This window comes from Paenibacillus sp. NPDC093718, from assembly GCF_050279985.1.
In the GTDB taxonomy this organism is placed as follows: Bacteria; Bacillota; Bacilli; order Paenibacillales; family Paenibacillaceae; genus Paenibacillus_AQ.
In genome coordinates, this window is sequence record NZ_JBNNUS010000001.1 from 702,108 (window position 1) to 722,261 (window position 20,154).

20 protein-coding genes and 1 pseudogene are annotated in these 20,154 nt (G+C 47.8%); 2 read left to right on the forward strand and 19 right to left on the reverse strand.

Annotation, left to right across the window (positions count from 1 at the left end; all coding sequences use genetic code 11):
* Positions 1 to 29: 29 nt before the first annotated feature.
* Positions 30 to 806 (reverse strand): glutamate racemase, encoded by a 777-nt coding sequence (murI, locus tag ACQKPA_RS03490; protein WP_427489412.1) that lies wholly within the window; start codon positions 804 to 806, stop codon positions 30 to 32.
* A gap of 244 nt (positions 807 to 1,050) precedes the next feature.
* Entirely contained in the window at positions 1,051 to 2,601 is a 1,551-nt protein-coding gene (locus ACQKPA_RS03495; protein ID WP_427489414.1) for a tetratricopeptide repeat protein, read from the reverse strand.
* A gap of 244 nt (positions 2,602 to 2,845) precedes the next feature.
* Here ACQKPA_RS03495 and ACQKPA_RS03500 point away from each other — a divergent pair, with 244 nt between their 5' ends.
* Positions 2,846 to 3,652 carry a lipase family protein gene (locus ACQKPA_RS03500; protein ID WP_427489415.1) on the forward strand — a complete coding sequence of 269 codons (807 nt, stop codon included), beginning with the start codon at positions 2,846 to 2,848 and terminating at the stop codon, positions 3,650 to 3,652.
* Between the two features lie 79 nt (positions 3,653 to 3,731).
* On the opposite strand, the gene ACQKPA_RS03505 is transcribed toward ACQKPA_RS03500, so the two are convergent.
* The 10 genes from ACQKPA_RS03505 to ACQKPA_RS03550 all read right to left on the reverse strand — a co-directional run bounded on the left by ACQKPA_RS03505 (position 3,732) and on the right by ACQKPA_RS03550 (position 9,320).
* The gene (locus ACQKPA_RS03505) at positions 3,732 to 4,568 is read right to left on the reverse strand and encodes a PIG-L deacetylase family protein (RefSeq protein WP_427489417.1); all 837 of its coding nucleotides are present in this window, start codon (positions 4,566 to 4,568) and stop codon (positions 3,732 to 3,734) included.
* Between the two features lie 48 nt (positions 4,569 to 4,616).
* Positions 4,617 to 5,039 carry a VOC family protein gene (locus ACQKPA_RS03510; RefSeq protein WP_071219842.1) on the reverse strand — a complete coding sequence of 141 codons (423 nt, stop codon included), beginning with the start codon at positions 5,037 to 5,039 and terminating at the stop codon, positions 4,617 to 4,619.
* 146 nt (positions 5,040 to 5,185) lie between these two features.
* Complete coding sequence (locus ACQKPA_RS03515) at positions 5,186 to 5,725, reverse strand: hypothetical protein (RefSeq protein ID WP_427489419.1); 540 nt, start codon at positions 5,723 to 5,725, stop codon at positions 5,186 to 5,188.
* Between the two features lie 104 nt (positions 5,726 to 5,829).
* Positions 5,830 to 6,309 carry a hypothetical protein gene (locus tag ACQKPA_RS03520; RefSeq protein WP_427489421.1) on the reverse strand — a complete coding sequence of 160 codons (480 nt, stop codon included), beginning with the start codon at positions 6,307 to 6,309 and terminating at the stop codon, positions 5,830 to 5,832.
* Positions 6,310 to 6,426: 117 nt separating this feature from the next.
* Positions 6,427 to 6,597, reverse strand: a complete 171-nt coding sequence (locus ACQKPA_RS03525; RefSeq protein WP_427490258.1) for an HAD family hydrolase — start codon at positions 6,595 to 6,597, stop codon at positions 6,427 to 6,429.
* A 210-nt stretch (positions 6,598 to 6,807) separates the two neighbouring features.
* Positions 6,808 to 7,284 carry a DinB family protein gene (locus tag ACQKPA_RS03530; protein ID WP_427489423.1) on the reverse strand — a complete coding sequence of 159 codons (477 nt, stop codon included), beginning with the start codon at positions 7,282 to 7,284 and terminating at the stop codon, positions 6,808 to 6,810.
* 125 nt (positions 7,285 to 7,409) lie between these two features.
* Positions 7,410 to 7,814, reverse strand: coding sequence for an NUDIX hydrolase (locus ACQKPA_RS03535; protein WP_427489425.1), 405 nt, complete (start codon positions 7,812 to 7,814; stop codon positions 7,410 to 7,412).
* A gap of 45 nt (positions 7,815 to 7,859) precedes the next feature.
* Positions 7,860 to 8,261, reverse strand: coding sequence for a zinc ribbon domain-containing protein (locus ACQKPA_RS03540; RefSeq protein ID WP_427489427.1), 402 nt, complete (start codon positions 8,259 to 8,261; stop codon positions 7,860 to 7,862).
* Positions 8,262 to 8,346: 85 nt separating this feature from the next.
* The gene (locus tag ACQKPA_RS03545; protein ID WP_427489429.1) at positions 8,347 to 9,033 is read right to left on the reverse strand and encodes a serine hydrolase domain-containing protein; all 687 of its coding nucleotides are present in this window, start codon (positions 9,031 to 9,033) and stop codon (positions 8,347 to 8,349) included.
* The gene (locus tag ACQKPA_RS03550) at positions 9,030 to 9,320 is read right to left on the reverse strand and encodes a serine hydrolase (protein ID WP_427489431.1); all 291 of its coding nucleotides are present in this window, start codon (positions 9,318 to 9,320) and stop codon (positions 9,030 to 9,032) included. Before ACQKPA_RS03550 ends, ACQKPA_RS03545 begins: the two co-directional genes overlap by 4 nt.
* Positions 9,321 to 9,544: 224 nt before the next feature.
* Here ACQKPA_RS03550 and ACQKPA_RS03555 point away from each other — a divergent pair, with 224 nt between their 5' ends.
* Positions 9,545 to 11,875 (forward strand): helix-turn-helix domain-containing protein, encoded by a 2,331-nt coding sequence (locus ACQKPA_RS03555; RefSeq protein WP_427489433.1) that lies wholly within the window; start codon positions 9,545 to 9,547, stop codon positions 11,873 to 11,875.
* Positions 11,876 to 11,931: 56 nt separating this feature from the next.
* Here ACQKPA_RS03555 and ACQKPA_RS03560 read toward each other — a convergent pair whose 3' ends face one another.
* The 7 genes and pseudogenes from ACQKPA_RS03560 to dhaK form a co-directional block, all read right to left on the reverse strand.
* Positions 11,932 to 12,948 (reverse strand): glycosidase, encoded by a 1,017-nt coding sequence (locus tag ACQKPA_RS03560; RefSeq protein ID WP_427489435.1) that lies wholly within the window; start codon positions 12,946 to 12,948, stop codon positions 11,932 to 11,934.
* 170 nt (positions 12,949 to 13,118) lie between these two features.
* Positions 13,119 to 14,735: an extracellular solute-binding protein gene (locus tag ACQKPA_RS03565; protein ID WP_427489437.1), complete on the reverse strand. Its 1,617-nt coding sequence runs from the start codon at positions 14,733 to 14,735 to the stop codon at positions 13,119 to 13,121.
* Between the two features lie 52 nt (positions 14,736 to 14,787).
* A complete protein-coding gene (locus tag ACQKPA_RS03570; protein ID WP_427489439.1) occupies positions 14,788 to 15,699 on the reverse strand; it encodes a carbohydrate ABC transporter permease in 912 nt (303 codons plus the stop codon).
* A 16-nt stretch (positions 15,700 to 15,715) separates the two neighbouring features.
* On the reverse strand, positions 15,716 to 16,705 hold the full coding sequence (locus ACQKPA_RS03575) for an ABC transporter permease (protein WP_427489441.1): 990 nt from the start codon (positions 16,703 to 16,705) through the stop codon (positions 15,716 to 15,718).
* A 537-nt stretch (positions 16,706 to 17,242) separates the two neighbouring features.
* The gene (locus ACQKPA_RS03580; RefSeq protein ID WP_427489443.1) at positions 17,243 to 17,551 is read right to left on the reverse strand and encodes a hypothetical protein; all 309 of its coding nucleotides are present in this window, start codon (positions 17,549 to 17,551) and stop codon (positions 17,243 to 17,245) included.
* Between the two features lie 55 nt (positions 17,552 to 17,606).
* Positions 17,607 to 18,251 (reverse strand): annotated as a pseudogene (locus ACQKPA_RS03585) (substrate-binding domain-containing protein); the annotation flags it as partial.
* Between the two features lie 142 nt (positions 18,252 to 18,393).
* Positions 18,394 to 20,154, reverse strand: a complete 1,761-nt coding sequence (gene dhaK, locus ACQKPA_RS03590) for a dihydroxyacetone kinase subunit DhaK (protein WP_427489445.1) — start codon at positions 20,152 to 20,154, stop codon at positions 18,394 to 18,396.

Below are 20,154 nucleotides of genomic sequence, written 5' to 3' on the forward strand. Positions count from 1 at the left end.
CGCATAAAGCCACACAGACTCCCGTTACCCTACCCCTCTATTTCTCTATAAATGCTCAGCGCTTTCTCCATCTTCTCTGTGTATTCCGTGGATCGGCTCGAATTGAATAGCTTAACATCCTGACTCCCTCTGGAGCTGAGCAGATCATGGTCACTTAATACCTGAATGAGTCTGTTCACGGTTCCTTTACTGCCATCTATCATGCGAATGTGATCCGGGAGTAAGTCCGATAAGATCCTTTTGTAAAAAGGATAGTGGGTGCACCCCAAGACGATGGTTCCGTATTCATTCATATCAAAGGATTCGAATTGCTTGGTAAAGTAAGCATTCATGACCTTTTGATCGAAATTCAAAGCCTCACAGTGCTCTACCAGCTCCGGCAGAGGCAGGGAGTCCACGATTTGCATGCTATCGACTCGTCGAACCAGATCCCTGTACTTCGATTCCTTTAAGGTCAGCGGCGTGGCAAGCACCAGGATTCGCTTCCCGCTGGAACGGTTGATTTCGACGGCCGGCTTCACGGCTGGTTCCATTCCGATAACCGGGATCGGATAAGCCTTTCTCAGATCGGAAATCGCCATGCTTGTAGCCGTATTGCATGCAATGACGATGGCTTTGACTTCTTCCTTCATGATCGTTTCCATCGCATGATGGATGTAAGATTTCACGTCTTCCTTGGCTTTGGTACCATATGGCACATGGAGGGTGTCCGCATAAAACAAAAAATCTTCCTGCGGCAGCTCCTTCATTGCCTCCGATAACACGGTTAAACCGCCTAAACCTGAATCAAAAAAAGCTATTCTCATGTTTTTCACCTATCGTTGTATGTTTTTCTGTCAGCATCACTACGTTAATGTCCTTATACATTATACTCCACTCCAACAATCCTCGCAGGGCCATCTGCATGAATTGAATCGTAAATTGGATCTGGTTCAAAATACAGAACGACCCAGCCTTATTGTAATCTCAGAGGCCGGGTCGCGTGCGTCGTTCTATGCAATTCCGAGAAAAATACGCAATTTCCTTCGCGAAGATTAAGTAATGCGTGTATTACTCAAAACATTTCAAAAGTGCCAAGGCCTCTTCATGATCGGGTTCCAGAACGAGCGCCTCACGCGTGTATTCCAGAGCCTCTTCGTCGAGACCAAGTTCATAGCAGCAGATCGCCAAGCAATATATAACCGTTGGCACCGGCTCGTCTTCGTCCGTTTCCACGGATTCCTTCAGGAAGAACCTCGCATCCTCATACATATCCATCTCGAACAGCACCAGCCCCGCGTCCAATGCCAGATCATAACGCTGCTCCATTACATAGTACGATGACCACATCTTGTAGATGCCTGTTCGGATATCCAGCATTTCTTCGTCATTGGCATCCGGCAGCAGATTCGAGATGCGCTTCGCGCTCTGAATGAAGAACTCGGCGTCATACCCGCCCAATCGCCAAAACGACAAAATTTGCTGCATGCCCATGCTTTCAATATTCCGGTCGATCCATTCCTTCATACTGAAAAATTCATCAGGTCCGAAGCGTTCGATAAATTGGCGGTAAGCGATCCGAGTATTCGCATAACTCTTCGGTGCTTCCAGCATGAGGATACAGCCGACGTTAATATTTTTATAATGCTGCGTGGGGAAAATCGCATGTGCGCCTCTTTGCTCAAACACATGCTGCAGCGCATGATAATTAGCCGTTAATGAGAAGCTGCCATGATAAATTAATTGCGGCGGTTCGGCAAACTTCCAATTATCGATATGATGATCTCCTTTATCCGCCGTGAGAAGCATGAAACCCGACGTTGATAACTGATTCAGACGCTCCATGCAGGTCAATCCTACCTCCGGAAACAGGATATGCGAATCCTCCAGCTCTTGCTGGTAGTAGGCAATGACATCACGGTACGGGTAGGTGTCCTCCTCGTATCTGGGCGCACGACGGTGCTCGTATGCCAGTTTCATTCGTTCCAGTGCTTCAGCCGGCTTGAGCTTGTCGTGCTGCTCAGGAAACTCGATGACAACATCGCTCTCGTAAATCTTGCCTTCCCCCACATAGATCAATTCTTGCGGAATGCCGTCAAAAAAATAGTTAGCGACAACCAGCAGCGGCTGCTTCAAATCTCCAGGACGTATCGTTGTCTTCGATACCACCAGGTTCAATTCCGTGTCATGCACGGCATCGAACCTCGCGAAGTCCAGCAGCCCCTGTTCAATATAGGATTGCATGGCAGGATGCTGATTCCATGCCGTAACATTTTTAATCGGCAAATCAGTCATGACATAGCGGAAAGGGGGTAGCGCTATACCCGCAAAATCTCTCAGTTCACACAGCTTGTGCAGCACATGATAACCGAGGCGCCCGGCTCCGGCTCCCAGTTCCAGAATCGTAACCGTTTCGGTTAGATCGCCTTGATCGGCGCGGTCCCGAAGAAATCCGAATATAATTTCGGCGTAAGCTGTAGCAATCATAGGGTTGCTCGTAATATACTGCGGAACCTGGTCATTATTCCAGGCTTTCATCCCCAGTTCTTCATAGTAGGTCCGCTGTAGTTCCCAGATGGGTGCTTCACTGAAACGGAAGCGTTGTTGAATATTGTCCGTCATTCTATATAACCCTGCTCTCTATGTATCTTTAAAGTACAATCTGATAATGTGCATGCTTATGCACCCGCTCGACAAAGAACGTCTATAGAATCGTACCATATAACTTGATTCTACCCAAACTTTCTGATGATAATATCCCTTGTATGAGCTTTGGCTTGATGGCGAATTCGCCATTCTTAGGCGTATAGGCACCTTTCCTTCCACACCCTAATATAGTGTAGGAGAACAGAAGGGCGGGATGTGCATGGGTACGAGCATGGAACGAGAACAATGGGCCATTTTTCTGGCAGCGATCTGCGGACAGACCTATACGCAATTCAGCAATACGGACGGCTCATTTGTCCTTCCGCTAAATTATTCGCTCTATGACACCATTGAGGCGAACTCCTTAATCAGCGTGTCCGAGCGCTTTGGGTTTATTCTGGAATCACCGGATGAAATCATTATCGCCTTTCGGGGCACCAGTTCAACAACAAACTGGATCTCAGATGCCATTGCCTCCCAAAAAAACTTCAAATATATTAAGGACTCTTCTCTCACACACCGCGGTTTCACTAACATCTACGCCTCTGCTCGCGGCCAGGTGATGTCGGCGCTTAACCGACTTTCTGCACACAAGACACTGTTCATAACAGGCCACAGCCTTGGAGGAGCACTCGCAACCTTATGTGCAGTCGACGTTGCCGCCAACACGGACCACCAATCCCCTTATGTATTTACCTACGGGTCCCCTCGTGTGGGAGATCCTGACTTTACCAAGGCCTTTGCCAAGTATGTTCGAAGCAGCTGCCGCATTGCCAACCTGTTCGACGTCGTAACGCATGCCCCGCCTCATATCTACAAGATGCCGAAACGGGAGAAGAAATACTATTACAGCCATGTGCATACCCCATGGCCGTTGACTTTCCAGAATGGGTCGGTCAGCGGAAACCACGTGATCGGAAGTTATTATTCGGAGCTTGCCAAGCTCCAGCCGGAATTTGCCGAACGCTTAAGTACGACGAATCCCGAATTCTGTCCAGTTGGTGAATCACCCTTAGAGAAGGTGTAGTTTTATTTTTCGGATCATAAAAGAGCGAATTCCCTGAGAAGGGAATCCGCTCTTTATTTCTGATCTAACCAAAAATAGATTACACATGAGTGCCCGTTAACATCGGGAACAAAATCTTCATTTCAGCCTCATTCGGTCTTCTGCCATAATCCGCAATTTCGAAAGGCTCTGCATATTGTACGCTGGCTGCAAGGTCTTGGCCATATTGCTTCGCAAGCGAAAGCACCATTTCGTCCGAGACGCTCAGGAACCGATCCCAATATTTTAGAATAAATTCCCGCTTCTCTTCCCATGTATCCGGTACGGCATCCAAGAAACCGCCCTGCCAAGGCGCAAACTCATAGAATTGGGAAGCATGGGCATCGCAGGCCAGCAATTTCTTCTCGATCACGCCTCCAGCATCGATCACAATATCCGGTTGGTACGTCGCCCGTGCCGCGTAATCCGGCATCAGCAGGAATATCGGGGATTTCTTCAATGACGGCACTTCAGGAACGGCATTCGGTACGTTCGCAACAAAATCTGCCGCATCCCGCACGACCTTCCCGACATTGCGGTTATCCACATGACCGGGACCGTCCGGATGGAACGTAATGACGATATCCGCCTCCCAGCCGCGAATTTGACGGATCACTTCCTTGCGTACTTCAAGCGTTGGCATCAATTCGCCATCAGGAATGGGCAGGACGACGTATTCCAGCACCCCAAGCCGCTTTGCAGCCTCATGAGCTTCCTGAATCCGACGCTCGATCAACTGCTGCCCGCTCATTTCATGATGACCGCAGCATCCATCGGTTAGTGTTACGAACTTCACCCTATGACCCATCTCTGCGTAAGCTGCCGAGATCGCGCCAGCATAAATTTCGGGTTCATCCGGATGCGCTGCAATGACAATGACATTGAGAATATTAGCCATCTTTTGCTTCCTCCTTGCAGGTTCTTGAATATACGATCGATATACCGATTACTTCGTCCGTTTCATCAATGGATGATCTTCCTTCAACTCCAGCAAATCCCACAGATTGCCGTATAAATCCTTAAATACCGCCACCATGCCGTAATCCGCTTCTTTGGGCTCTCTTACAAACTCAATCCCCCGTGATACCATTTCACGATAATCTCTCCAGAAATCATCTGTATTCAAGAACAGGAACACTCTGCCGCCCGACTGGTTGCCTATAAATGGCTCTTGCTCCGGCTTGGACGCCTTGGCAAGCAATATCGTCGTGCCGACCGAGCCGGGAGGAGCTACGACCACCCAACGTTTATCTTGTTCAGGCTGGTATGTATCTTCAATCAAGGTGAAATTCAGCTTCTCGGTATAAAATGCGATGGCCTCATCATAGTCCTTCACGACTAATGCAATATGGACAATGGATTGTATCATGTCTTCTCCCCCACCCATGTGATTTTTCAATTCAGTTTCAATCTTCCTGTACGATAGGTACGCCCAGGAACCTTGTATACCATTCTACTGCTTTTTCCATATCGTTGACATGAAAAAAACATAAAACGAAAAGACACCCAGTATAATTAACTGGTTCCATTAGGTTGCAGCTGCTCAACGGAGTTGGCCGACTGAATGAATTCTTGCTTATCCAACCTGGGCTGTCCTTCATTAAGAAAATATACGAATCTATACGTTAAACCGTTATTTCTCCACCATAATGATTGACCATCATCATCTTCATCATAATATCCTTGAATACCACGTTCCAGTTCATGACTTTCTTTACCTCTGGCAATGGATTCTTCACTGTAGATCTCGTCCGTCTCGTCATAGGTAATGATGAGATTATAAAGCTGCTGTTTATTAATATTCCTATGGTGGTATACCACTTCCTGAAACTTCCCTTGCTTGGTTTCATACGATTCCAAAGAAGCCGTTGCTTCTGTTACATCAATTGGGATGTATGTTGGAATCTCCGGGGTGAACTCCAGCTTGGATTCAATAAGCGCAACCGGCTGCTCAATTAGATGCACATAATTTGTAGTTGATATATCAGAGTTGGTCTTACATGATGTAATGACAATCAACACAAAAAAGATCAGCACGTGTTTTACTATTTTCATGATCCCCTCCATATTGAGATTGGCATCGACGAATTATAACTATTCTTGGGTTCCTTTCTTATCACTATCATGGTATCGATTCATACGCACAAATACGATATTTTCTACTCAACCTTCCAAGCATGTGCTAATTTTATGAGTTCTTCTTTCGCTTCTATTTCACTGTCGCCTATAACTTCTCCTTCAATATAGTAGGTTCTTATTAATTCCTCCGACTTTTCTTTAACGGGTTTCTGAATGTATATCAAATAAAATACTTTATCCGGAACTGGATATACTGCCGAACCACCATGTAGAAACCGAATTAATGTGGCCTGATGACCAATGGGTAAGTCTATACTTTCTTTGTTCGTTATTTCCGAATGATTTCGAATACTCACATGTTCTGTTGGACCATCTTGCTGCCCAACCGTGATCTTAATAAGATCTTTCCAAATAACAGAGCCTGTATGTTCATCTAATGTCAGGGTAACGGAGTTATTCGGGGCTTTCATCTCAGTGGATTTTTGTATCAAAAGAGAAATGATTGGAATTGAGATGAATAGAAATATTACACATATGAAAATCGTATATTTCTTGGTCATTTCGTTCCTTTCCTTTGATAGAATTCTACCTGATATTATCCATACGATACAATTTTCGTCTCGACTCAAAACCTTAGAAATTCATTGTTATCTGAAATATTCTCTTATCCTTTTAAACTAATCTATGATCCTTTCTAATTCCGTCAGCTTCTTTATGATGTAATTGGGCTGTATATGATCCGGCTTCATTTTGTTCATACGATTGATCCAAACGGCTCGGATTCCCAATGCTTGAGCCCCTGCAACATCACTTGTTAATGAATCCCCGACATGCAGGACCTCCAGCACCGATCCCGGTAAGGCCCCGGCAGTACCTCCATGTAACATGAACCTTCCAGCTCATCCAGCTTGTATATTTTCATAACACCATCCTTCTTGTTAACCTAGCATTCTCATTCTATTTTACATCCTAATTTCAGTTTGGTAAAAAAAGCAAAAGGACTCCCCGGCTCATGAGATCATGACAGCAGGAAGTCCCCTATGTGTGGTGCTTTTAAGCTACGCTCTTAAAAAGGCAATGTAATCCGTTATTAACCCTTTGTGTCCCAAATGCCGAAGCATGGTCGTGATATTACCTCTATGATAGGTTCCATGATTTACGACCTGCTGGAGAATCTCCGAAATCGAATTCTGAAATCCCTCACCCGCAGTGTTGTGATAAGTCACAACCTTCCCCATATCGCCAACCGACGCTAAATATTCATGGTGCTCGGTTTGGAGTCGGCTCATATATTGATAAGCTGCTTCCAAATTCGCGAACGGTCTCGCGGCAAGCGACGGGGGACTTTCCTCCTTGATCCGGGCAAACCAAACTTCCTCCGCAGCTGCAAGGTGACCGAAAACTTCGGTGATGGATTTGAAGCCCAGATTCACTTCCTGGAGAAACACGCCTTCCGGCAAGGATTGCAGATGGTTCCACAGTCTCTCGTTCGCCCAAATGTGATAGTCGTACAATTGAAGATACGCTTCGTTCATTCTGCTCTCTCCTCTCTTGGTTCCTTATATCAATCATTCTAACTCTCGATGCCATAAGGCACAACTTATTCAGTTATCCTCTCCTAGAAATTTTTCAGTGGCACAATCATTGAAGAACATGAAATTTAAAACGCCCGGCTTTTGACTTCTCCTTGATAAGCCAATGCATCTTGGGCCCTTAATCGCTGAACTTCGCCGAGCTCCGACAACTCAGCCCATTTATACTCCGAATGCTCCGAACTAAGGATAATTTCCTCATGAGAGGGGATCGAACATCGAAAGATGCCGACCTGCGCGTTGATATGACTGTGATAATAAAATCCGGTCAAGACCGCATCTTGCAATGTAAGGCCCAGTTCTTCGCGGCATTCGCGAAATATCGCTTCATGGATCGTTTCGCCGGGGTCCACCCCGCCTCCGGGCAAACTCCATCCTTTGTTCCCATAAGTCCGTTTTAATAAGAGCAGCTTGCCGTCGGCGTTCGATATGATGGCATGCACACCAAATCTGTACGTGTCATGAAAGCCCATTATTCATCCTCCTATCTCGGCATTAAAATGCACTATCAAGCAAAATTACTGCCTCTCGCCAATGTCATTACCGCACTTCGGACAATATTGGTACGTTTCATGTTTGATGGCTCTCCCGCAATATGGGCAGAAATTGAAATCGCCATCCTGTTTAAATCCTTGGTTGACGCTTTGCCTTGCATTCGCTTGAAGGTAAGGATCTAATGGATCCGGTTCGTCATCGGTAATATCATAGACGGACATGCGGTTAGCTCCCGTAGCATTTTTAAAATGATAAATCCCCTGCACAACCGCAACACCGACAAAGACGACACCGAATAGGACAAAAAAGACGGGGGCTCCCATATTTGCTGCCGAAATCGTCCAGAATACCCCAAATACGCCAATTGCAGCACTGCCAACCGCTCCGATAGCCGAGGGCCCCCGACCTGGTTTGATGCTTCTCATGTAAGGCTCCTCTCGAAAGTGATAATGACCAAAACAATACATGCTTGCATGGTTCCCGATTGATCTGGTAGTCGTTCCCTTCGTTTTACGTATGAAACAATAAAGGTTTAATCATTCGGAACAACTGGTGCGAATCTACTTTCTCATAATTCCATAGCATGACAATCCGTAGATCTTGAACTGGATAGTGCCAAATTTCGGATCGAAATCCCGGAGTTCCTCCGGCAATTAACCGAAAGTCTGCCCCCAGGAACCATCCATATCCATAGTTTAAATTCGGGTCAAATGTTGTCGTATAGTACGGTACAAACATTTTATCCATCGTTTCCGGCTGAAGGATGTCGCCTTTGAAAAGAGCTTCACACCACGTATTCAGGTCTTGCACCGTGGAGTACAGCTCGCCTGGAGCTTGAACCGTGCTAAGCCTGTCATTATCAGCGTTCGTCAGCTGATTATTTTCCCATGCGTGTCCGTACGCTCTGCCTGAATTGATCTGACGAGGACAATCAACCCCTGTCGATTCCATGTGCAAAGGCGAGAAGAACCAGGAATTCAAAATTTCCTCATACTTCATCTCCGTCACGGCCTCTAGTATATACCCCAACATGATAAACCCGGTGCTGCTGTATTCCCAACGCTCACCCGGAAAAAAGTTCTGTTTGAGTCCGACGAGGTATGGCATAAACGCTCGCTTCTCCATTCTTAATTTGCTCATCTCATATGTAAGATCAGGTACGGCATAAATATCATGCAGCCCTGATGAATGGCTCAATAAATGATGGATCGTGATCTTCGGATGGAGAGCCTTAAATGCGTCAACATAGGTACCCGGATCAGCCCTTGTTCATAGAGTTTGAGGGTGGCAGCTGCAATGAACATCTTGGTGACTGAGGCAATGTGAAATTTCGTATCCTTGTTATTGGGGACGCCAAGCTGAATGCTGGCTTGCCCGTAGGATTTACTGAATAAGGTTTTGCCTTCTTTGGAAATATGTATGTTCCCAGATAAATAATAGTCTTGTTGATAACGATCAATCAGTTCCTCTATTGGCTCTTTCATTGTTTTCGCCTCGTTTCATGAGCAAACCAGCCCAGCCTTGAATAGTTCCCGCTTCCCACTATTTTCTTGTTCTTATCATAACAAAATCTTCCTAATATACAACCGATTAAACGGTATCGAAGAGACTTTCAATTCATTATAATGATATAATGTTTTAGATAACCCTATCATTGTTGATGAAATCGGCCATGACATGAAAAGAATGCAATGGAGGATTCGCCCAAATGATCATTCACAAGCTCAAATCATTCATCGTATCCACTTTCACTTTCCGAATAAACTGGAATCACTTTAAGTCGAAGCTGCTCTTAAGATATGTTCTGTCATATATTCTGATCTTCCTGATTCCCCTGACGGGAGTAACCCTTTTCGTTTATGATAGCGCTGTCAGCGGGCTTCGTACCGAGATAGAACAATCCAACATTAATCAATTGAACCAGATGAAAATGACCATCGACTCCCGGATCGCGGAGCTTCGGGAGCTTTCCGGCCGAATCGCTTACGACAGACGTTTAACCCCTTATATGGTCCGTGATTCTTATTACAGAGTGGAAGCCATCCAAGCTTTGGCTAATTATAAGGCGAACAGCAGCATCATTGAAGACATCTTCTTATACTATCATAATGACCCGGTTATCTATTCTTACCGCGGCCTGACGAATGTTAACGTTACGTTCGATTCCTTTTATCAATACGAGAACTGGCGTCTGGAAGATGTCATCCTAACTCTGAACGAAACGAATCAGATGGTAATACGGCCTGCCGAGAAGGTTACGATCAACAGCTCCAGGCAGGAGGCGATGCTGACCGTAATCGTACCGATCAAACCCAATGCCCCCTATCCCTACGGATGTGTCGTATATATGGTGAAAGAGTCCAATCTTACCGGGGTCATGGATTCCATTCTTAGCGACTTCACCGGGAGCAGCTACATTTTCAATCAAAATGGTGACGTGCTTACTGCCAACAATCACGGCGTATCCCTGTCTCAAGAGCATCTCGGGACACTGGCTGCGCTTGATGCCGGCATACACAATCTCTCCCTGAACAATGACAAGTACTCCGTCGTATCCGTCAAATCCGGGGAGAATGGCTGGACCTACATGACCATCATGCCAAGCTACCAGTTCTTCAGCCGGGTTGCTCATGTACAGACGCTCATTCTGCTGGTGTTTGGCATCGCAGTCATTACCGGAGTGCTGGCCGCTTTTGTGCTGGCTAGACGCCAATATCACCCGATTAAGGATTTGATGGAATTTGCCAAGCTCAGAGTCAACGATACCCCAGAGCCAAAAACACGCAATGAATGGGATTGGATTCGTCAGACCCTTCACGATTACAGCGCCCGAATCGATATGCAGGAGCCCTTCGTGCGCAACCAATGCATGTTGCTTTTACTAAAACACGGCAAGCCGGATGATCCCGAAATCGAGCGAATGATCACCGGAGTCGGACTGGAACCTCCCCAAGAGCAAGTCATGTATTTCTGTGTGATTCTGTCTTGGGAGGAAAACGATGCGGCCGAGGATGCCCAGAATGATCGTCAGCAGGTGCATGAAATTCTCAGCCATGTTGAACCATCAGGGCTTCATGCGAATATCTATGGCGTAGAATTCTCTGCCGATAATCAATTTGCGCTGATCGTATCGCTTCCTGACCCTGGTCAAGATTCGCTGAAGAACCGGATGGAGCAGATCATACAAGCGGTCCAGGGATTGATCTCTGAGAACACACGGCTCGATCCGAGCATGGGCGTAGGTACGCCCTACCGGGATTTGGGGCAACTGAACCAATCCTTCATTGAAGCCGCAACCGCTCTTGAGCATCGAATGGTTGGCAGCAGCCGGATCACCTACTTCGCTCAGCTGGCAGAGCAGAATCATCCTGACGCCAAAGGTGTGTGGCTTCCAAGAAAGTCGCTGCTCAAGCTGGAGCAAAGCTTAAAGCAAGGCAACGAGTCGGTGGCCGTGCAGATGATCGCCGAGATGATGGAGACCATTCGGAGCGAACCGTTGCAGATTCACCTGCTGCGCTGCATTTGCTTCGATCTGCTGAACGCGCTGCTTCGGTCCGCCTCCGAGGTCGGAATGAACGAAGCATTCAGCAGCATCTCGGACTATACGTCGTTTGAGACGCTGGAGGAATTGGAGGACAAGCTGTTGTCCCTCACGACGGAGATTTGCGAGAAGGTTGAGCGTAACCATGAGCAAGCAGCGCCTAAACTGATCGATGATATCGTACATTATGTAAATCAGCAATTTGCCGACTATACGCTCAGCCTGGAGCATGTTGCCCTTAAATTTTCCGTCTCTACCTCTTACTTAAGCCGCAGCTTTAAAGAGAAGACCGGGATCAGTTTCTCGCAGTATATCTGGAAGAGGCGTACGGAAGAAGTCATTCGGCTGCTTGTGACCACAAGCGCTCCCCTGAAGGAAATCATCGAACAGGTGGGCTACCTGGATGCACCTAATTTCATCCGCAAATTTAAGAAAGAAACCGGGCTTACGCCCGGTCAGTACCGCAAACAATATCGCTCGAACAGGCTGGATATATAACAGAAGGGCCCTTTAGGAGACCTTGTCTCGAAAGGGCCCTTCTGTAGCTGCTTCACTCACTCCGGTTCGTTCAAAATATGCTCTACCAGCTCATCGATCGGCACGGTAGCCAGCGCAATTGCAGTGTCCGTAACACCATAATAGATATAAAGCAGGCCGTCTTTGACCACGTTTCCTGTCGGGAACACAACATTCGGAATTTGATAACCGAATTTCTCATAATAGGCTTCCGGTTCTATAATGAAATTCTTCGTTCTTGCTATGACCTTCTCAGGGTTGTTCAGGTCAAGAAGCATCGCCCCGACTCGGTAAACGACCTGATCATCAACGCCGTGGTAAAGGACCAGCCAGCCTTTATCGGTTCGCACAGGCGGCGCTGCTCCGCCGATTTTCCTGGATTCCCAGGCCGGGTTCTCAGCCTTGGCCAGAAGCTTCGGCTCTTCCCAATGAACCAGATCCTCGGAGTACGTAATCCATATCGCCGCGCTGTCCGTTCCGTAAGCCGCACCCACGTATTCCTCCGGACGGCGCAGCAATACATACTTTCCGTTAATCTTCTCAGGGAACAATATGTTGTCACGGTCATTGATATCGAGCGGTGTCGTATCGGCAACGAATTCCCAGTCGATCAGATTGTCCGACTTCACAATCGAAGAGCGAGTGAGCCAGTGGCCTTCCTCCTCCCCCCAGCCGTCCGGATATTTCGGAATCAAACGCTCCGGAATGCCCGCTCCTGTCGGATAGTAACTCATGGCGCACGGCCGAAGGGCATAGTTTAAATAGTACGTGCCGTCTATTTTGACAATCCGCGGGTCCTGGACACTTCCATATGGGAAGCCCAGCATGTCAGGCGTCACGATCGGCTCGTCTGTCACGTGCGTAAAATTCACTCCGTCCTCACTCTCCAGCAGTCCCAAAAAATTCTTACACGGCGTTAACGAGCCTGCGGTACGTTCGATCATGTAAAACTTGCCGTTGTCTATAATAACCGCAGGATTGAATACAGTGACTTTACGCCATTCGTATTTTCCCGGAACGACGATCGGATTGTTCGGATGTCTCGTTATTTTCATAGGCTAGGCCTCCACATTTGTATGGTTTTCAGGATTTATCAAGCCCTCTTGAATTCATAGGTGGGCCTGAAAGAGAAATCGACATCTCCCAGGCCACCTTTTCTTTGAAAACCTCTGTCATCTCGTGTATCTTATCTTAATGGCTAGTTTCTGCTAGACACAATCTGCGTTTAGTTCGACTTCCAGCGGTCATATGCACCTTGGTAGATTTCAACGACCCGGTCGGCTCCCATTTTCTTCATCGTGTTCAGGTAGTTATCCCAATTGGACAATGGTTCTGCCCCCGTAACGAATTTCGCCTCCATCTGCTGTACATACGTGCTCAGATCCGAGTTCAGGCTGTTGATCTCGGTTTGCTCTTCAACGGTCAGGAACAAGGCAGGGAACGGCGGTCTTGCTCCGCGGTCAAGCAGCTTTTCCTTCGTTTCCTTTTCAACCCACTGATCAAAGTCGGTCTTCAATCCATTATTAATATCGTCCGTATTGATGGTAGGAGCCGGAATACCGTAGTTTGGTGTCAAAGTCGCACGGTAATCCTCCATCTCCATGCCATCCGGCACAGGCAAATAGCGCTTCACACGGTTGGCTTCATCCGTATACTCCCACAGCTTGCCTTCTGGTCCTTTGTTGAAAAAGAGCGATCCTTCATAAGAATAAAGGTAGTCCACCCACCGCATCGAGGCTTCAGGGGCAGGATTGGTAACCGTGATGGCAAAAGCCCCTGTCGTGATCCCTCTGTTCTTGGCGATAGCCGGCTTGTCTACCAAATCGCTTCTTACCGGAGCGAACATCGGATCTTTGGTGGACGGTTCTCCCCCTTTGGTCATGTAGGCATGCCAGTCGGAGAACAGGGCCACCTGATTGTTCTGTGCCTTGGCCTTTTTCTGTTCTGCGGTTTGCGAATAGCTTTCGTGGTCAAGCAGATCTTCTTTCCATAGACGGTTCATATAGACCAGATACTCTCGGAAGCCCTCTTCTATCGGGGTATAATGAACAATATCCTTATCGTCCACATAAATTTCGTCTTCATAGATACCGAAAGCGCCAAGCAGCCAAGTACGAATATCCCGAGCATTGGTCGTAGCTGTCGATACGGAAGAGATCGGGATTTCATCGGCGATTCCATTGCCGTTCGGATCCTCTTCTTTTACACGCTTCAGGAAGGTATAGAGCTCCTCGGTCGTCTCCGGAAGCTTGTCGATATTCAGGGCCTCCAGGAAATCACCGTTGTACCACAGCGGGTTACGATACCAGTGCTGGCTTAAATCGATCGCTGGCAAGGAGTAGATATGTCCATCCGGAGCTGTAATGGATTTACGGATCTCCGGAATTTCGTCCATCAGCGCCTTGAAGTTCGGAGCATATTCCTCGATGAGCTCCTCAAGCGGAATCAGAATTCCCTGCTCTCCATAGTTCATCTGTTCAGCCGCCGTCAAGCCTGCAGCATAGAAGACATCCGGGTAATCGCCGCTGGCAAATACGAGGTTCTTCTTCGTATCAAAACTATCCTTCGGAGCGTTCAAGTATCGGAATGAAATGCCCGTCTTTTCCTCCATCTGCTGCAGCACGATCATATCCTTCCAGTTCTGAACGCCGACATCAGGTGCCATCATGGTCAGCGTAATCGGTTCATTCATAATCGGGAAGCCTTCCTTATTCACGGCGGCTGCTTCTGTTGACTTTGTTCCGGCAGATTTCGTATCGCTGCCCGAACCGCATCCGGCGAGCAGAGACAGGGCTGTCATCCCCGTCAGCACCAGCTTCCAAGTTTTGCTTGTCATCTTCATCCATGTTTCCTCCCTTTGCATACTCAAGCTCATATTTTATAAAACGCTTTCATCATCCTTTTACAGAACCAATCATGACCCCTTGGACAAAGTATCGCTGTAAAAAAGGATAGAGAGCGACAATCGGCAGCGTCGATACAACGATAACCCCGTATTTGATCAGCGATGCGGTTTCAGCTTTGGAACTCATTGCCCTTGCGGCATCCCCGCTGATTGCGGCGCCGGTCGTCTCCGCCGTCATTTCCTGAAGAACCAGAATCTGTCGCAGCACCATCTGCAGGGGATATTTGCTCTCATCGTTGAGATAGATCAGAGCCGGAAAATAGCTGTTCCAGTGACTGACCCCGTAAAACAAAGCCATAACTGCAATAATCGGCGCGGACAGCGGCAGAATAATGCGGACGAACAGCTTCAGGTTGGTGCAGCCGTCCATATAGGCCGCCTCCTGCAGTTCCTTCGGAATCGTCGTCTGGAAGAACGTCCGGGCAACGATGATATTCCAGACCGATGCGGCTACGGGAAGAATGAGCGCCCCCATCGTGTTGATCAGTCCCAAATTCCGGACGACGAGATAGGTTGGCACAAGCCCTCCGGTAAAGAACATCGTGAACAGGATAAATCCCAAGAACAGTTGACGACCGACCAAATCCGACCTGCTGAGCGCATAGGCTGCAGGCAGTGTCACGGCCAGGTTCAACAGCGTTCCTATCCCAGTATAGACGATCGTGTTCAGATATCCGTTCCAAATCTTCGGATTTTCGAAGACCAGCTGATATCCGGCCCAGGTAATCTCCTTGGGAAACAGCCACATCGCACCGGAATTCACCTGCTGCGGGCTGCTGATCGATGCGCTGAGAATATAAATGAGCGGATACAGAACAACAATCAGAGCGATGAATAAATAGATATAAACGCTGCCCAGAAAAATTTTGTCCCACTTCGATTCCTTCATAGCGGTAACCAATGTACTTTCCCCCTCTCTACCATAGGCTGTTCTCGTTGGTGCGTCTGGCAATCCGGTTGACCGTTACCAAGAGAATGACGTTGATCACGGAGTTGAACAGGCCAACGGCTGTCGAGAAGCTGTACTGCGCGTCTACCAGACCGGTCCGGTAGACATAAGTTGAAATGACGTCCGAAGACTCCATATTCAGCGAGTTCTGCAACAGCAGTATTTTTTCGAAGCCAATCGTAAGAATGTTGCCCATGTTCAAGATCAGCAAAATGGTGATCGTTGGGAGTATGGCCGGCAGGTTGATGTGCAGCAATCGTTTGAAACGACTGGCTCCGTCCACTATCGCCGCTTCATGCTGCTGGGGATCGACACCGGACAACGCAGCCAGATAGATAATGGTCCCCCATCCGGTGCTTTGCCAGACCCCTGACAGAACGTATACGGTCTTGAACCAGGCCGGATCCGACAGAAAGTTCGGCGCATCGATGCCCATCCATTTGATGAATTGGACCAGTATGCCTGTGGACGGCGATAAGAAGGTAATAATCATACCCGCCATGACAACAACGGATATAAAATGAGGCGCATACGTAACGGTCTGAACCATTTTCTTGAAGGGACCCGTACGGATTTCGTTGAAAGCCAGCGCCAGGATGATCGGCAGCGGAAACCCGATTATCAGCTCGTAGAAGCTGAGACTGAACGTATTCCAGAGCAGATCCCAGAAATAATAGGAATTGAAGTAACGCTCGAAATGATCGAAGCCCACCCATGGGCTGTCCATGATTCCTTTGCTGGGGATAAAGTTCTTAAAGGCAATCTGGATACCATACATGGGCGCATAGTGAAATACAAGGAAATACAGTATGGCCGGCACCAAGAACAGATAAAGCTCCCAGTTCACCTTGATTCTTTTCCCGAGAGACGTTTGGTTTATACCTGGATTAGGCGGCTTCGTTTCGCGATGGATGGAACGTCTTCCGGATATCACAGCAAGTAGTCTTTTTCCCCTCATGCTCCCCCTCCTTTCTTACATATCGATTCATGTCAGGTTATCTGGTTCACTCACGTACATCACGTTTCAGTGATTAACAGGTAACGCTTACATTCCAAAGTGTAGAGAAGACAGCATGACATCGTAAATGTGTAAGATGTGCATTGTCATCCGTCTGTCCGGCGCGATCCCGCTGCTATCATCATTTTCTCATCCGGATCTCCGAGATCCCTGTTGAAGTATGATGCTGAGAATGTGTAACATATGAACCTGTCATCAGGTTTCATAAGTTACATATTGTGCTCCATCAAGCTGTCCAAGCCAAGAGGAGAATCCTCATGGACCTGCTAGCTAAACTAGTAGACAAGAGGAAAAAGTCATCCGCCAATACGACACGCCGAGAACGATTTCAGAAAAAATTAAACAACCGTTCCCCGGTGGAATACCGAAAAACGGTTGCTGCTTAAGCTGTCTTTTTAGTTTTGCCTACTTGACAGGGGTATGACCAAGAATGCGGCTTTTAAGTTTAAAATCTTGTCATATGGCAACTTTCATTCCTTACCCTTCTACGATATCTGCCCGTAAATCAGCTGCAATTTCGATCATGAGGGGTACGATTTCTTGATGGGAGACGGCTATGTACAACTCCCCCATATAGTGTCTTAATGGAATAAGGGCTTCTCCATGTTTCCACATAAAGAAATCCCCTTCGACAGACATGGTGCTCTCCTCCCCTTTCACCGTCAGCACCGTCTGATAAGTGAAATCCGCCTTGGATGAAAAATAAGCTTGGCATTCCTCCAATGAAATCTCTTGATCACCAGTGGTTGCATTCATGGATCTTGTAATACGAAAACGTTGATTCATAAATATCCTCCAAAAATTGAAAAATACCATGCATGGAGCGATTGTAAGTCAATAGCTATATCGATTGCCGTACAATGATGTGATAAGGAATCTCTACCTTATCCTTTGATTTCTTAATTGTAAGATCAAAGGCTTGTTCACCGACTTTCACCAATTGATGATCAACCGTAGATAGGCGTAACCCAATTCCAACAGGCTGATTCTCCTGGCCAATGATCGCCAGATCCTCTGGCACCCCCAGTTGTATGCTCCTTGCATACTGGTAAATACCTGTCGCAACCTCATCGCCGTTCGCATAAACAGCGGTTGGTCTAAGATCCATATTAAGTAGTTGTTGTGCCGCTCTTCCCCCGTCATCCATGCTGTAGCAATCCCTGATATGGTATGCTGGCGGCAGATCGCCAAATATATATTGATACGCTTTTATCGTCAGCTGTGTACTATTGCTCTCTTCTCCTCTTGCTGTCGTAAAAGCGACTCGTGAATGCCCTTTATCCTTTAACAGCTGAAACGTGTCTACGTAAGATGCATATCGATCCATGTAGGCACAGCCAATCTCAGGATGATCCGTAAACTCGCATGCGACGATCGTCCCGTACTTGGTATATGGCACAATGGCATCCCAAGTGTTTGAGCGAGAGGTAATGATGATTCCATCCAGTTGTTTATTTTTCAGCATATTTAAGCAGCTGAGCTCTTTATCCGGATCGTACTTAAGCTAACGATCAATTTCTTAGGCTATAATCTCTTGACCATTTATGCTATCCACTATCGAAATAAGTTAATGAAGAAAAGTCCCCGTAAATTTAGGGGACTTCAGTTTCACATGACCACGTTCCAGATTACTTCATCGATTTGGCAAGCTCCGTGAAAATAACCCCGAGCGCATATGCCCCCGCATCCGGGTATCCGATGCTCCGTTCGCCGACGGTGCCTGCTCTTCCCATTCGAGCAACGATGTCTGCCGTCTTCTGCGCACCGAGCACAGCCGCTTCGGCCGCCTTGATCGCTGCCGCCTTCATCTCCACGCCTTGCTCTGCACTCTGCGTCCAGGCATCCGCGAACGGCACGAGCGCATCGATCAATGTCTTGTCGCCGACGACGGCTCCTCTACCGAACGATCTTTCGCCCGTATCCTGGATTCCCTTGACAACGGCCTGCATCATTTCTGCGACCTCTTGAACGGACAAATCCTGCTTCTGACCGGCAGATTTACTCGCCGCCCGGAATGCGGATCCCCAGATCGGTCCGGAAGCCCCGCCGCAATGCTCCATGATGATCATCGAGCAGGCGTCGAGGAAATCGCCGATATCGCGAATATGGTGGGTCAGAATATCGTCCCACTCCGCTTTTAGCTGCTTGAAGCCCTTGGCGACACTCATGCCGAAATCGCCGTCTCCGGCATGGGCGTCGAGCTCGCAGAACGGAACTTCGTTCTCGATAATGACTTCACTCATTTGATCGATCAGATATACGATATTTTGCAAGGACAGCCGGTTGTTTTTAATCACAGCTGCGGCAGGATCCGTATTGTTATTATACGATACCGCGTTCTCTGACTTCTGTTCGTGAACAACCTCGGTATAGCTTACAGGCTCAAAAGGTCCCTTGACCGACAGTGCCGGCGTATCGCATGGCGCAGACAGCCACTTCTTGAGCGTTTCATCCAGCTTCATGATTGTCACCGATGCACCTGCCATATCGATGCTGGTCATATAGTTACCGACGAATACTTTGAATACCCGCTTGCTCCGGGACGCCAATTCGCGCATTACGGAATTGTTCAACAAATACAGCTCCTGCAGCGGCGTGCCGCCAAATCCGTTGATTAATACGGCCACTTCTTGCTCCACAGAATCATTCATCTGCAAGTTGTCCAGCAATGACGTGACCATCCGCTGCGCCAGCTCATCTGCAGAAACCGATTTCTCCCTACGGATTCCCGGTTCGCCGTGAATGCCAACCCCATATTCCATCTCGTCATCCTCAATATGAAACGTCGGAGTTCCTTTGGCGGGCACAGTGCAGGAGGTAAACGCGAAGCCAATGCTGCGAACATGGTTAATCGCATGCTGCGCCGCTTCTTTCACTTCCGGCAGGGACAGCCCCGCTTCTGCAGCCGCTCCGGCTACCTTATGAACGAGCACCGTTCCGGCAACCCCTCTTCGCCCTACCGTATAGAGACTGTCTTCAACGGCAATGTCATCATCGACCTTCACATAATCCACTTGGATACCGTCCTCGCTTGCGAGGTGGGCCGCATTTTTGAAGTTCATGATGTCGCCGCTGTAATTTTTGATAATAAGCAGCGTTCCTTTATTGCTCGCGGAGCTGCGGATCGCTTGGTACACCTGGATTTGGGATGGGGAAGCAAACACATCGCCGCACACGGCCGCATCCAGCATGCCTTTTCCAACGAATCCGGCATGCTCCGGTTCGTGGCCGCTTCCGCCCCCGCTAATCAGCGTAACTTTATCTTGGTGGATCTCCTTTTTGGAAATCACTTTGTATTTAGAGTTAAACGCCAGCTCAGGATGCGCCAGCACAAGCCCATTGCACATTTCCCGAACCAAGGTTTCCGGCTTGTTCATGATTTTCTTCAT

Bases quoted from the DNA above. Each gene is read 5' to 3' on its own strand.
- murI (WP_427489412.1), bottom strand. From the start codon at position 806: ATGAGAATAGCTTTTTTTGATTCAGGTTTAGGCGGTTTAACCGTGTTA.
- ACQKPA_RS03495 (WP_427489414.1), bottom strand. From the start codon at position 2,601: ATGACGGACAATATTCAACAACGCTTCCGTTTCAGTGAAGCACCCATC.
- ACQKPA_RS03500 (WP_427489415.1), top strand. From the start codon at position 2,846: ATGGGTACGAGCATGGAACGAGAACAATGGGCCATTTTTCTGGCAGCG.
- ACQKPA_RS03505 (WP_427489417.1), bottom strand. From the start codon at position 4,568: ATGGCTAATATTCTCAATGTCATTGTCATTGCAGCGCATCCGGATGAA.
- ACQKPA_RS03510 (WP_071219842.1), bottom strand. From the start codon at position 5,039: ATGATACAATCCATTGTCCATATTGCATTAGTCGTGAAGGACTATGAT.
- ACQKPA_RS03515 (WP_427489419.1), bottom strand. From the start codon at position 5,725: ATGAAAATAGTAAAACACGTGCTGATCTTTTTTGTGTTGATTGTCATT.
- ACQKPA_RS03520 (WP_427489421.1), bottom strand. From the start codon at position 6,309: ATGACCAAGAAATATACGATTTTCATATGTGTAATATTTCTATTCATC.
- ACQKPA_RS03530 (WP_427489423.1), bottom strand. From the start codon at position 7,284: ATGAACGAAGCGTATCTTCAATTGTACGACTATCACATTTGGGCGAAC.
- ACQKPA_RS03535 (WP_427489425.1), bottom strand. From the start codon at position 7,814: ATGGGCTTTCATGACACGTACAGATTTGGTGTGCATGCCATCATATCG.
- ACQKPA_RS03540 (WP_427489427.1), bottom strand. From the start codon at position 8,261: ATGAGAAGCATCAAACCAGGTCGGGGGCCCTCGGCTATCGGAGCGGTT.
- ACQKPA_RS03550 (WP_427489431.1), bottom strand. From the start codon at position 9,320: ATGAAAGAGCCAATAGAGGAACTGATTGATCGTTATCAACAAGACTAT.
- ACQKPA_RS03555 (WP_427489433.1), top strand. From the start codon at position 9,545: ATGATCATTCACAAGCTCAAATCATTCATCGTATCCACTTTCACTTTC.
- ACQKPA_RS03560 (WP_427489435.1), bottom strand. From the start codon at position 12,948: ATGAAAATAACGAGACATCCGAACAATCCGATCGTCGTTCCGGGAAAA.
- ACQKPA_RS03565 (WP_427489437.1), bottom strand. From the start codon at position 14,735: ATGAAGATGACAAGCAAAACTTGGAAGCTGGTGCTGACGGGGATGACA.
- ACQKPA_RS03575 (WP_427489441.1), bottom strand. From the start codon at position 16,705: ATGAGGGGAAAAAGACTACTTGCTGTGATATCCGGAAGACGTTCCATC.
- ACQKPA_RS03580 (WP_427489443.1), bottom strand. From the start codon at position 17,551: ATGAATCAACGTTTTCGTATTACAAGATCCATGAATGCAACCACTGGT.
- dhaK (WP_427489445.1), bottom strand. From the start codon at position 20,154: ATGAAGAAAATCATGAACAAGCCGGAAACCTTGGTTCGGGAAATGTGC.